Origin of the sequence: Pseudonocardia pini (assembly GCF_013870575.1) — a bacterium.
In the GTDB taxonomy this organism is placed as follows: domain Bacteria; phylum Actinomycetota; class Actinomycetes; order Mycobacteriales; family Pseudonocardiaceae; genus Pseudonocardia; species Pseudonocardia pini.
Map to the genome: position 1 here is coordinate 1 of NZ_JACBXB010000088.1, position 11,829 is coordinate 11,829.

The following is an 11,829-nucleotide window of genomic DNA, read 5'->3' on the forward strand; positions in this document are numbered from 1 at the left end:
CAGCGCCCGGGAGACACCCGCCCGCGCGGCGACGTCGACCATCGTCGGACGGCGGCGCGGCGGGACCGGGGTGGCCATGGGGGGCATTCTCGCAGCTCCGTGGGGCGTTCAGGATTCCGGTACGTGCATGTCTTGACATATGGACGTAACGCGCAGCATAGTTCGGGCCAGCGCGACTAGAGCGCTCTAGTACTCAGGTACGAGGACGTGTCCACCGGGAACCCCGGGCGCGTGCTCGCCGAACGCACCGGGAGACAGCGTGGCCGCATCATCGACGATCCGGATCGGGTCGGCGCCCGACTCGTGGGGCGTGTGGTTCCCCTCGGACCCCGAGCAGACGCCCGCGGACCGGTTCCTGGGCGAGGTGTCGGCCGCGGGCTACGAGTGGATCGAGATCGGCCCGTACGGCTACCTGCCGACCGACCCGAACGAGCTCGCCGACCGGCTGGCGACGCACTCCCTGAAGGTCAGCGCGGGCACGGTGTTCGAGCACCTGCACCGCCCGGACTCCTGGGAGGACGTCTGGAAGCAGGTCACCGACGTCGCGTCGCTGACCGCCGCCGTCGGCGGCAAGCACATCGTGGTCATCCCGGACACCTGGCGCGACCACAAGACCGGTGCGCCGCTGGAGGACCGGACCCTCTCCGACGAGCGCTGGGGCCTGCTCACCACGGGCATGGACGAGCTGGGCCGCCGGATCCTCGAGGAGTACGGCCTGGCCGTCCAGTTCCACAGCCACGCGGACAGCCACGTCGGCCACCAGCACGAGATCGAGCGGTTCGTGGAGAACACGAACCCCGAGTACGTGAACCTCTGCCTCGACACCGGGCACGTCTCGTACTACGGCGGCGACAACGTCGCGCTGATCAAGAAGTACCCCAGCCGGATCGGCTATCTGCACCTCAAGCAGGTGAACCCGGACGTCATCGCCCGCGTCGAGGCCGAGGACCTGTCCTTCGCCGACGCCGTGAAGCTCGGCGCCATGATCGAGCCGCCGCTGGGCGTGCCGGACATGCCGAGCCTGCTCGCCGCCGTCGAGGAGCTGGGCACCGACATCTTCGCGATCGTCGAGCAGGACATGTACCCCTGCCCGCCGGACCACCCGCTGCCCATCGCGCAGCGCACCCACACCTACCTCGCCGGCTGCTCGGGCCGGCTCGACATCGGCACCCCGAAGGGACTGTGATGAGCGACCTGAAGATCGCCGTGATCGGCGTCGGCAAGATGGGCTCCTTCCACGTCGACAGCCTCACCTCGCGCATCCGCGGTGCCCAGGTCACCGTGGTCAGCGACTACTCCGCCGAGCAGGCGGAGAAGGTCGCCGCCCCGGTCGGTGCCCGCGTGGTGGCCGACCCGCTGGAGGCCGTCGGCGCCTCCGACGTCGACGCCGTGGTGCTCGCCAGCCCGGGCTTCGCGCACGAGAAGCAGGTGCTCGCCTGCCTGGACCGCGGCATCCCGGTCCTCTGCGAGAAGCCGCTGACCATGGACGGCGCCTCGTCCTACGAGGTCGTCAAGGCGCAGGCCGCGCTCGGCCGCGAGCTGATCCAGGTCGGCTTCATGCGCCGCTTCGACAACGAGTACGTGGCGCTGCGCACCCTCATCGAGAGCGGCCAGGTCGGCGCCCCGCTGATGCTGCACTGCACCCACCGCAACCCCGCCGTGCCGGACACCTTCACCTCCGAGATGGCCATGGCCGACTCGGTCGTGCACGAGGCCGACTGCACCCGCTTCCTGCTGGGCGAGGAGGTCGTGGCCGTCTCGGTGATCCGCGGCGTCCCGACGTCGGCGGCGCCCGCGGGTGTGTCCGACCCCATGGTCGTGCTGTTCGAGACCGAGTCCGGCAGGCTGGTCACCGTCGAGAGCTTCGTGCGCACCCAGATCGCGTACGAGGTGCGCACCGAGCTGGTCGCGGAGAAGGGCAGCGCGTTCATCGGGCTGGACCAGAACCTGCAGGTCAAGCAGGCGGGCCCGACCGGCACCGGCATCTGGGGCGGCACCATCACCCCGGACTTCGTCGCCCGCTTCGGGCAGGCCTACGACACCCAGATGCAGACGTTCGTCGACGCGGCCCGCGAGGGCACCGTCGCCGGCGCCGGGGTGTGGGACGGCTACGCCGCCGCCGCGATCTGCGAGGCAGGCGTCCAGGCCGTCAGGACCGGGGAGCGCACCGCCGTGAAGCTGGAGGCCCGCCCGTGAAGCTCGCCCTCGACCCGCAGATGTTCTACGCGACGCACTCGGTCCTGGAGCTGCCGGACATCGTCGCCAAGATGGGCTACCGGTGGATGGAGCTCTCGCCGAAGGCGGACTTCGTGCCGTTCTTCCAGTACCCGCGCGTGGACGACGCCACCGTGGCCACGCTGCGCAAGCGCGCCGCGGACGCCGGGGTCGGGATCGCCTCGGTACTGCCGGTCCTGCGCTGGTCGGGGCCCGGTGAGGAGGAGCGCCAGGCCGCGGTGCGGGCGTGGAAGCGCGCCATCCAGATCACCGTGGACCTCGGGGTCGAGGTGATGAACTCCGAGTTCAACGGCCGTCCGGAGGGCGCGGAGCTCGCGGAGTCGCAGTTCCTGAGGTCGATGGAGGAGCTGCTGCCGGTGTTCGAGCGCGAGGGCGTGAAGCTCGTGCTGGAGCCGCACCCGGACGACTTCATCGAGGACGGGCACGCCGCGGTGCAGATGGTGCGCGGGCTGAACCGGGACTGGATCTCGTTCCTGTACTGCACCCCGCACACCTTCCACCAGGGCAACGACCCGGCCGGGATCATCGGCGCGGCGGCCGAGAAGGTGTCCTATGTGCACCTCGCGGACACGTTGAGCCACACGGCGTCGAACGGGCTCCGCTACATCGTGAACCCGCCGGGGTCCACGGTGCGGGTGCACCAGCACGCCGAGCTCGGTCGCGGCGAGGTGGACTTCGACGCGGTGTTCTCGGCGCTGGCCGGGGTCGGGTTCGACGGCGTCGTCTCGTCCTGCGTGTTCGGCTGGGAGGAGGACGCGGAGGGCATCAGCGTCCGCCAGCGCGAGAAGGCCACGGCCCTGGTCGAGAAGCACTTCGGCACCACTCCGGAGACCCTCGCCCAGGCCTGACCGGCGCCGCTCCCCACGAAGGACCGTTCCTTGTCGCACGACACACTCCGGGCGGGCGCCGCCGCGCCCGCCCACCAGCGCCGGATGAAGCTGCTCACCGTCGTCGCGACGTTCGGTGGGCTGCTCTTCGGCTACGACACGGGCGTCATCAACGGCGCCCTGCCGTACATGACCGAGGACCTCGGCCTGACCCCCGTCACGGAGGGGGTCGTCACCAGCTCGCTGCTGCTCGGCGCGGCGCTGGGCGCCCTGCTCGGCGGCCGGATCTCCGACCGCCGAGGCAGGCGCACGGTCATCCTGTGGCTCGCGGTGGTGTTCGCCGTGGGCACCCTGATCTGCACGTTCGCGCCGAACGTCGCGGTGATGGTCCTCGGCCGGGTGATCCTCGGCCTGGCCGTCGGCGGCGCCTCGATCACGGTGATCGCGTACCTCTCGGAGGTCTCGCCCGCCGAACGGCGCGGGCGGGTCGTCACCCAGAACGAGCTGATGATCGTGAGCGGCCAGCTGCTCGCGTTCGTCTGCAACGCCGTGCTCGGCGGGATCTGGGGCGAGGACGGCGGCGTCTGGCGATGGATGCTGGTGATCGCCACGCTGCCCGCGGTGCTGCTCTGGATCGGCATGCTCGCCATGCCGGAGAGCCCCCGCTGGCTGGCCTCGCACGGCCGTTTCGACGAGGCGCTGGGGGTGCTGCGGCAGGTCCGGGAGGCCCAGCGCGCCGAGCGCGAGCTGGCCGAGGTGAAGGCCCTGGCGGAGGAGGACCGGAGCGCGAGGACCGCGGGCTGGGCCGATCTCGCGGTGCCGTGGATCCGGCGGATCGTGGTGGTGGGCATCGCGATCGCGGTGATGCAGCAGATCACCGGCGTGAACTCGATCATGTACTACGGGACCCAGATCCTCACCGAGTCCGGGTTCGACCGCGACGGCGCCCTGATCGCGAACATCGCCAACGGGGTGATCTCGGTGCTGGCCACGTTCGTCGGGATCTGGCTGCTGGGCCGGGTCCGGCGCCGTCCGATGCTGATCGTGGGGCAGATCGGCACGTTCAGCGCGCTGCTGCTCGTGGGCGTGTTCTCGTCCGTGCTGCCGGAGGGACCCGCCCGAGCCACCGTGGTGCTGGCGCTGACGGTGACCTTCCTCGCCTTCCAGCAGGGGGCGATCTCCCCGGTGACCTGGCTGATGCTCGCCGAGATCTTCCCGCTCAAGCTGCGCGGGTTCGGGATGGGCGTGTGTGGTCTGACACTGTGGATCGTGAACTTCCTGGTGGGGCTGCTGTTCCCGATCCTGGTGTCCTCGATGGGGATCTCGGCGACGTTCTTCCTCTTCGCCGGGCTCGGTGTGTGCGCCATGCTGGTGGCCCGAGCGATCGTCCCGGAGACCAAGGGGCGCACGCTCGAGCAGCTCGAGACGGACTTCAAGCAGGCGGGGGCGACGGCATGACGGTGATGGTGGCGGTTCCGGACTCGCCCGAGGGGCGGACCGCACTGTCGGCGGCGATCGACGAGGCGCGGCTGCGCGCGACCGACCTGGTCGTGCTCAACCTCGCACTCGGTCCGCTGGACCTCGTGGGGATGCCCTCCGATCTCGACATCACGGTGAAGGAGCGGACCGGGTACGCGGACCTCGCGGACTGCGTGCTCGCGGCGCTCGACGAGCACGCGGGCAAGGTGGACGTGCTCGTGATCGGGATGAAGCGGCGCAGCCCGATCGGCAAGGCACTGCTGGGCAGCCTCTCGCAGCGCCTGCTGCTGGAGGTCGACGTCCCGGTGCTGGCCGTCAAGCGCTGAACGCGCGAACGGCACTCCCGCTCAGCAGGGGAGCGGGAGTGCCGTTCGGGTGGTCGCTCCGCCTACCTGACGGAGGCCGGGATGCCGGTCGCGCCGGGCTTCTGCGGCTCGGTGAAGGCGCCCGCGACGCGGACCTCCCCCGGACGGGGGCTGCGCAGAAGGCGTTCGTCGCGGATCTCCGCGTGCTCACTCGAACTCGACGTCCACCTCGCCGATCTCCAGGGCCTCCACCGCGCCGCCGGTCTGGGCGGCGAGCCAGGCGTGGTGCGGAAGCGGGACCGCTGGATCTCGACCTCGTGCACCCCGTCCCGGGCGAGCACGCGCAGGGGGTCGGGCACGGGGAGAGACCGTACGCCGCTCGAGGGTCAGAACCTCATGCAGGACGCGGCCGCGTAGGCCGCACTCTTGCTCTGGGTCGCCACGACGGCACCGTCGGCATCGGTGATGGTGCAGGTGAGGGTGGTGTCGCCGCGGGTGGAGCTGCTACTGGCGGTCAGGGTCGGGAAGGCGTCCTTGCCCCAGCCGGAGGTCGGGACCTCCAGCGACCAGGGGAGGTCGGCGATCTCGGCGGCGCTCACCATGTCGCCCTGCGCGTCGGTGTAGGTCACGAAGGCGGGGTAGTTCGACTCGAGGCGGTAGGTGTAGGCCGTCGTGGCGTCCTTCGGGGAGACACGGCCGGGTAGGCCGAGCGTGGGCGCGGTGCTCGCCGGAGCGCCGACCTGGGTCGTCGTCGGGGTCGACGAGGTGGTCGCGGGCGACGCCGTGGTGGCACCGGCCCCGGTGGCCTCCGCCGACCGGTCGCCGGCGCCGATCAGAACGCCTGCGCCGACAGCCGCCGCGAGGAGCACGACTGCTCCGGTCGCCAGGCCGACCGTGCGGAGCGGTCGTCGTCGGGAGCCGCCCTGCGACGCCCGCCCCGACGACGTGCTCGCGAGCTGGTCGGGACCGGCATGGATCGCGTGGTGCGCGGCCGCGGCGAGTTCCCGGGCCGACCCGAACCGGGCGGCGGGATCCTTCGCCATACCTCGGGCGACCACGGCGTCCAACGCCGGGTTCAGGCCGGGGCGGAGGGCACTCGGGCGCGGCGGCTCGCCCGCGAAGTGGGCCCGCATGAGCGACGGCAGGCTCGTCGCCTCGAAGGGAGGCCGCCCGGTGAGGCACTCCGCCAGGAGGCAGGCGAGGGAGTAGAGGTCGGAGCGGTGATCGGCCGAGCCGCCCTCGAACCGCTCCGGAGCCATGTAGGCGAGCGTGCCGACCGCGTGGCCGGTCTGGGTCAGGGCGGTGCCCGCGTCGTCGAGGGACCGCGAGATGCCGAAGTCCAGCAGGTAGGCGAAGTCGGACGGGGCGATCATGACGTTCGACGGCTTCACGTCGCGATGGACGAGTCCGTGCGTGTGGGCGTCGTTGAGCGCCTCGGCGACCTGCGCGGCGATGGCGACGGCGCGAGCCGGTTCCACCGGCCCGGCCGCGATCACCTGGTCCAGTCCGACACCCTCCACGAGACGCATGTCGAGGAAGAGCCGCCCGTCGATCTCACCGAAGTCGTGGATCGGGACGACATGAGGGCTCCGGAGACCGGCCGCATGGTGGCACTCCCGGCTGAACCGGGCGCGGTACTCGTCGTCCGCCGCGAACTGCTGGGGGAGGAGCTTCAGGGCGACGACCCGGGAACGGCGGGTGTCGAAGGCCCGGTAGACCTCACCCATGCCGCCCCGGCCGATGAGGCCCTCCAGACGGTAGGGACCGATCATCGCCCCCGAGGTCTCGGTGACGGGGGTGCCGTGCGACATGCCGATCTCCTTGCTCACGTTCAACTCTGATGTCGACGAGGCGAGAGCGGTGTTACGCGAGGTCTGTCACCCGGGCGAAGCTGGGCCGCCCTCTTCTCGGGCGGTACCTCGCGGACCAGGTTGGGGAAGGCGCCTCTGCCTGCGCCGTCGTCGAGTGTGTTCGGTGGTGATCTGTCCGGTGGCGATCCGGTCCAGTCGTCTGTCCACTTCGGCGCCGGCGTAGGCGCGGACGGACTCGGCGATCTCGGCGTCGATGCAGTTGCGCAGTCCGACGAGCTCGGAGATCCGTGTCGCCTGCACCTCGACGGCCGAGACGGTGGTCTCGGTCGGGGGTGCGAGGGCGTTGGGCACCGGTCGATTCTCGTCGACCACGTGTTCGAGCGAGGGGTGTTCGCGCTGGTGGGGAGGCCAGTGGTCGAGTAGCGGCGACGGCCCCCCGGGCGGGTGCGCTCACGGAGTGCGTGGTCGGGGCTGCTGTTCGTCTGCGCGAGATCGACCGCTCACCCTCGGCGGACATCCTCAGGCTGTACGCCGGGGTGGCGGCCGGTCAGGTGGTCGACGGGCGACGCCGACCGGGACCCGCGGTCGACCGTGACGCCGGTCAAGTCTCGGAGGTCTTCGGTAACGATTCAGAAGATCGTCGCGTCTTAGGTATCGTCAGTACGTAAGACCCCGACGAGAGGACCCGATGACCACGTTCTGGACCACTGTCCGCCGTACCGCCCGCCGCTTCGACGACTGGACGCTGCAGGCGTTCAACCCCGAGTTCCCGGTCGGCTCCCGGAACTGAGCCCGGGAGCCGACCGGTCACGGTCGGAGCTCCTAGTGTGAAGGGGGACCGGCAGAGTCGCCGGCCGTCCCCTCGATCTCGCTGGTGGGTGCCTTCACCGGGCGCAGCCGCACCCAGCCGAGGAAGAAGATCGCGAGCACCAGCATCGCGATCCCGGTGTCCAGGTTGATGTTCCAGCCGCCCGCCTTCTCGATGTCGGCGTCGGTCGTCGAGAACAGTCCTAGCACCAGCAGCACGATCCCGTACACACCGAACATCAGGCTGAGGATCGTCCGCAGGTCGAACAGCCGCGAGGCGGTCGTCGACACCGGGGCGTCGTGCCCCGCAGCAGGCCCGTCCGGGCCCTCCGGTTCCGTCATGGCTCCGCCCTTACCAGAAGAGGATGTAGAGGATCGTGGTCAGGACCAGCACGCCGATCCCGAGGGTGACGGGGCTGCGGTACCAGCCCGCGTCGTCGCCGTGGGTCGCGTGCGTGCGCTCCTCCTTGGTGGTCAGGCTCCAGACCAGGCCACTGAGCTCCGACGCCGGCTTCGGCGTGCTGACCATCGACACCGCGTAGGACACCGCGACGCCGACGATGAACGCCGCGCTGGCCCCGACGAAGCTGCCCGCCTGGCTCGACAGCGGGAACACCCCGGTGGTGACCAGGACGTTCACCACGACGGCGGCGGCGGTGCCGGAGAGCAGGCCGATCCACGCCGACGGACCGGTCATCCGCTTCCAGAACAGGCCGAGGATGAAGATCGCAAACAGCGGCGCGTTGAAGAAGCTGAACAGCGACTGCAGGTAGTCCATGATGTTGCCGGACCCGGACGCGATGAACGCCGTGCCGATGGCGATCACACAGCCGATGACCGTGATCCACCGGCCGACCTGCAGGTAGTACTTGTCCGACTTGCCCGGCCGGACCCAGTCCTGCCAGATGTCGTAGGTGAACACCGTGTTGAACGAGCTGATGTTCGCCGCCATGCCCGCCATGAACGCCGCGAGCAGACCCGCGATCGCGACGCCGAGGATGCCGTTGGGCAGGACCTCCTTCATCAGCAGCGACAGCGCGTTGTTGTAGGTGACGTCCGTGGTCCCGCCCTCCTTGAGGGTGGTGATCTGCGGGACGAGCACGCCGGCGATCATGCCGGGGATGATGATGACGAGCGGGAGCAGCGCCTTCGGGTAGGCACCGATCAGCGGGGTGCGCTTGGCCGCGGACATGCTCTTCGCGGACAGCGCGCGCTGGACCTCGGCGAAGTTCGTGGTCCAGTAGCCGAAGGACAGCACGAAGCCGAGGCCGAACACGATGCCGATCACCGACAGCGTCGGGTTGACGATCTCGGTGAGCGAGGTGCCGGGCCAGGCGGAGAGCTCCTCGGCCCCGCCGGGACCGTTGGTGATGGCCTCCTTCAGGCCGTTCCACCCGCCGACCCGCGAGAGCCCCGCGATGGTCAGCGGGATCAGCAGCGCGAGGATCACGAAGAACTGCAGGACCTCGGAGTAGATGGCCGCCGACAGCCCGCCGAGCGTGATGTACGCGAGCACGATCAGTGCCGCGATCGGGATCGCGAGCACCAGCGACCAGCCCAGCAGCGCCTCGAGCAGCAGGCCGAGCGAGAACAGGTTGACGCCCGCGATCAGCACGGCGGACAGCGCGAAGATCACGGCCTGCACGCGCTGCGTGGTCCGGTTGAACCTCTTGAAGAGGAACTCGGGGACCGAACGGGCCTTCGAGCCGTAGTAGAACGGCATCATCACCAGGGCGAGGAAGACCATCGCCGGGATCGCGCCGATCCAGTAGTAGTGCACCGTCGGGATGCCGTACTGGGCCCCGTTGGCCACCATGCCGATCAGCTCGAGCGCACCGAGGTTCGCCGAGATGAAGGCCAGACCGGTCACCCACGCGGGCATCGACCGGCCGGAGAGCAGGAAGTCCAGGCTGGACGACACCGAGCGGCGCGCCGCGTAGCCGATGCCGAGGACCAGCAGGAAGTAGAACGCCACCAGCACGTAGTCCAGGGCGTTGGCGTCGAGCCGGAGATCCGTCGGTGCCTGCGCGAGGATCATCGTGGGCCTCCCCGGTCTGCCGGTGCCCCGGCCGGTGCCCGGCCCCGTCCGGTACCCCTCATAGCGGCTCCCTCGCCGTCGTTCGGCAGCCTGCGGCTGCGTGTCGTGTCGTGCGCGCCGTAACGTACCTCTTCGCGGGCGGAAGTGAACATTATCCGACAGTCTGAATCGGTCGAGCCTGTGCGTACGGTGCGTGACCTGCGCGGATCGGGTCGTTGACGTTCGTCCGAACGCGTTGCATTGTGTGCGCTGTGGTGCGGGACGACGGAGTGCGGGACGACGGGGTGCGGGACGAGGGCGTGCGGCAGCGATGAGCCTGTTGGCGCGGCAGCGGCAGGAGATGATCCTCGCCCAGGTGCGAGAGCGCGGTGCGGTCCGCGTGTCCGACCTGGCCGAGCGGTTCGGCGTCTCCGACATGACCGTGCGTCGGGACCTGGACGTGCTGGCCCGCAGGCGCCTCGTGGCCAAGGTGCACGGCGGGGCGACGGCCGTGGGCACGCCGAGCACGCACGAGCCGGGGTTCGTGGAGAAGTCCGGCAGGCAGCGCGCCGAGAAGGAGGCCATCGCGGCCGCCGCGGCCGGGCTCGTCGAGCCGGGCACCGCGATCGGGCTGTCGGCGGGGACCACGACCGCGGCGCTCGCCCGCAGGCTGACCGACGTGGCGGACCTGACCGTCGTGACCAACTCGATGGCCGTCGCCGAGGTGTTCCGGAGTGGACGTCCTGATCGGACGGTCATCCTGACCGGCGGGATCCGGACGCCGTCGGAGGCGCTGGTCGGGCCGGTGGCCGTGGCGGCCCTGCGCACGCTGAACCTCGACGTGGTGTTCCTCGGTGTGCACGGGATGAGCGCGGCCAGCGGTTTCACCACCCCGAACATGATGGAGTCGGAGACGGACCGGGCCCTGGTCGAGGCGGGCCACCGGCTGGTGGTGGTCGCCGACTCGACGAAGTGGGGGACCGCGGGGATCTCGACCATCGCCGAGCTGACCGAGGCGGACGTGCTCGTCACCGACGCCGGCCTGGACGCCGACGCCCGGCTCGTGCTGGAGGGCGAGATCGACCAGGTGGTCCTGGCCGACGCGCCCTGACGGCGAGTGGACCGGCATGCGGGCGACGTGGCACCGTCGGCTCCCGTGACCACCCCCGCCGCCGCCACGACCTTCCTCTTCGTCCCCGGCGACCGTCCCGAGCGGTTCGCGAAGGCCGCCGCCGCGGGCGCCGACCTGATCATCCTCGACCTGGAGGACGCCGTCGCGCCGGAGGCGAAGGAGCAGGCCCGCGAGCACGTCCGGGCCTGGCTCGCGGCGGGGGAGCCCGCGATGGTGCGGGTCAACCCGCCGGGCACGCCCTGGCACGCCGAGGACCTGGCCGCGGTCGCGGGCACCCCGGTCATGCTGCCGAAGGCCCAGGACCCGGCCGAGGTCGCCGCCGTGGTGGCCGCGGTGGGGTCCGAGGTCGTCGTGCTGGTGGAGACCGCGCTGGGGATCCACCGGGCCGTCGAGGTCTGTGCGGTCCCGGGCGTGGTGCGGGCCGGGTTCGGCAGCGTCGACCTGGCCGCGGAGCTCGGGGTGGACCCGAACGACCGGGAGGCGCTGCGCTACGCGCGCTCCGCGCTGGTCCTCGGGTCCCGGGCCGCCGGGGTGGGCGCCCCGATCGACGGCGTGACGACGGCGGTGCGGGACGAGGAGGTGCTGCGCGCCGACTGCGCACACGGTCTCGGGCTCGGCTTCACCGCGAAGATGTGCATCCATCCCGCGCAGGTCGGGCCGGTGGCCGAGGCCTTCGCGCCGACCGCCGAGGAGGTCGCCTGGGCGCGGTCGGTGATCGCCGCGGCGGCAGGCGGAGGAGTCGCCGTCGTGGACGGGAAGATGGTGGACAAGCCCGTCGTCGAACGGGCGCAGGCCCTGCTGGCCCGCGCGGAGGCTGCCTGAGCGGTCAGACCCGGCGGGCGCCGGAGTACGGGAAGCTGGACATGTCCGAGACCTTCACCGGCTCGCCGCTGGTGGAGGCGTGCAGGATCTTGCCGCCGCCCATGTAGATGCCCACGTGGCTGACCGGGGAGTAGAAGAACACCAGGTCCCCGGGCTGCAGGTTGCCCTTGGCCACCGGGGTGCCGAAGGTCGACTGGGCCGCGGACGTGCGCGGCAGGGTGATCCCGGCCTGCTTGAACGCCCAGCTCGTGAGCCCGGAGCAGTCGAAGGCGCTCGGGCCGCTGGCGCCCCAGGCGTACGGCATGCCGAGGCGCGTCTGCGCCGCGGCGAGGGCCTTGGCGCCATGATCCCGATGACGCCGGTGACGACGGCGAAGAACGCGCCGCCCTTCGCC

At 71.0% G+C, this 11,829-nt stretch carries 13 protein-coding genes; 7 read left to right on the forward strand and 6 right to left on the reverse strand.

All coding sequences use genetic code 11. The annotated features are described in order from the left end of the window. Positions 1–259 precede the first annotated feature (259 nt). From H5J29_RS08195 to H5J29_RS08215, 5 genes are read left to right on the forward strand one after another with little or no spacing between them, the layout of a single operon-like run. Positions 260–1,186 carry a sugar phosphate isomerase/epimerase family protein gene (locus H5J29_RS08195; RefSeq protein WP_181780310.1) on the forward strand — a complete coding sequence of 309 codons (927 nt, stop codon included), beginning with the start codon at positions 260–262 and terminating at the stop codon, positions 1,184–1,186. After that, complete coding sequence (locus tag H5J29_RS08200; protein WP_181780311.1) at positions 1,186–2,196, forward strand: Gfo/Idh/MocA family protein; 1,011 nt, start codon at positions 1,186–1,188, stop codon at positions 2,194–2,196. The genes H5J29_RS08195 and H5J29_RS08200 overlap by 1 nt, the downstream gene beginning before the upstream one ends. Then, entirely contained in the window at positions 2,193–3,083 is an 891-nt protein-coding gene (locus H5J29_RS08205; protein WP_181780312.1) for a sugar phosphate isomerase/epimerase family protein, read from the forward strand. Before H5J29_RS08200 ends, H5J29_RS08205 begins: the two co-directional genes overlap by 4 nt. Positions 3,084–3,113: 30 nt before the next feature. Beyond that, positions 3,114–4,520: a sugar porter family MFS transporter gene (locus H5J29_RS08210; RefSeq protein ID WP_281375899.1), complete on the forward strand. Its 1,407-nt coding sequence runs from the start codon at positions 3,114–3,116 to the stop codon at positions 4,518–4,520. Continuing rightward, on the forward strand, positions 4,517–4,867 hold the full coding sequence (locus tag H5J29_RS08215; RefSeq protein WP_181780313.1) for a universal stress protein: 351 nt from the start codon (positions 4,517–4,519) through the stop codon (positions 4,865–4,867). The genes H5J29_RS08210 and H5J29_RS08215 overlap by 4 nt, the downstream gene beginning before the upstream one ends. 62 nt (positions 4,868–4,929) lie before the next feature. Here the strand turns inward: H5J29_RS08215 and H5J29_RS08220 are convergent, their stop codons facing one another. The 5 genes from H5J29_RS08220 to H5J29_RS08240 form a co-directional block, all read right to left on the reverse strand. After that, positions 4,930–5,205: a hypothetical protein gene (locus tag H5J29_RS08220; RefSeq protein ID WP_181780314.1), complete on the reverse strand. Its 276-nt coding sequence runs from the start codon at positions 5,203–5,205 to the stop codon at positions 4,930–4,932. 27 nt (positions 5,206–5,232) lie between these two features. Further along, the gene (locus H5J29_RS34280) at positions 5,233–6,657 is read right to left on the reverse strand and encodes a serine/threonine-protein kinase (RefSeq protein ID WP_246393652.1); all 1,425 of its coding nucleotides are present in this window, start codon (positions 6,655–6,657) and stop codon (positions 5,233–5,235) included. A 66-nt stretch (positions 6,658–6,723) separates the two neighbouring features. Beyond that, on the reverse strand, positions 6,724–7,008 hold the full coding sequence (locus H5J29_RS08230) for a hypothetical protein (protein WP_181780315.1): 285 nt from the start codon (positions 7,006–7,008) through the stop codon (positions 6,724–6,726). Between the two features lie 471 nt (positions 7,009–7,479). Then, positions 7,480–7,806, reverse strand: a complete 327-nt coding sequence (locus H5J29_RS08235; protein ID WP_181780316.1) for a hypothetical protein — start codon at positions 7,804–7,806, stop codon at positions 7,480–7,482. 10 nt (positions 7,807–7,816) lie between these two features. Beyond that, positions 7,817–9,502: a sodium:solute symporter family protein gene (locus H5J29_RS08240; RefSeq protein ID WP_181780317.1), complete on the reverse strand. Its 1,686-nt coding sequence runs from the start codon at positions 9,500–9,502 to the stop codon at positions 7,817–7,819. Between the two features lie 310 nt (positions 9,503–9,812). On the opposite strand from H5J29_RS08240, the gene H5J29_RS08245 reads away from it, so the two are divergent. After that, complete coding sequence (locus tag H5J29_RS08245) at positions 9,813–10,592, forward strand: DeoR/GlpR family DNA-binding transcription regulator (RefSeq protein ID WP_181780318.1); 780 nt, start codon at positions 9,813–9,815, stop codon at positions 10,590–10,592. Between the two features lie 45 nt (positions 10,593–10,637). Next, positions 10,638–11,435: an HpcH/HpaI aldolase/citrate lyase family protein gene (locus H5J29_RS08250; RefSeq protein WP_181780319.1), complete on the forward strand. Its 798-nt coding sequence runs from the start codon at positions 10,638–10,640 to the stop codon at positions 11,433–11,435. A gap of 4 nt (positions 11,436–11,439) precedes the next feature. Here the strand turns inward: H5J29_RS08250 and H5J29_RS08255 are convergent. Then, positions 11,440–11,829, reverse strand: a 390-nt coding sequence (locus H5J29_RS08255) for a C40 family peptidase (RefSeq protein WP_181780320.1), incomplete at its 5' end; no start/stop codon positions are given.

Excerpts from the sequence above, each read along its gene's own strand:
- H5J29_RS08200 (WP_181780311.1), top strand. The coding sequence starts at position 1,186 with ATGAGCGACCTGAAGATCGCCGTGATCGGCGTCGGCAAGATGGGCTCC.
- H5J29_RS08215 (WP_181780313.1), top strand. The coding sequence starts at position 4,517 with ATGACGGTGATGGTGGCGGTTCCGGACTCGCCCGAGGGGCGGACCGCA.
- H5J29_RS34280 (WP_246393652.1), bottom strand. The coding sequence starts at position 6,657 with ATGTCGCACGGCACCCCCGTCACCGAGACCTCGGGGGCGATGATCGGT.
- H5J29_RS08235 (WP_181780316.1), bottom strand. The coding sequence starts at position 7,806 with ATGACGGAACCGGAGGGCCCGGACGGGCCTGCTGCGGGGCACGACGCC.
- H5J29_RS08240 (WP_181780317.1), bottom strand. The coding sequence starts at position 9,502 with ATGATCCTCGCGCAGGCACCGACGGATCTCCGGCTCGACGCCAACGCC.
- H5J29_RS08245 (WP_181780318.1), top strand. The coding sequence starts at position 9,813 with ATGAGCCTGTTGGCGCGGCAGCGGCAGGAGATGATCCTCGCCCAGGTG.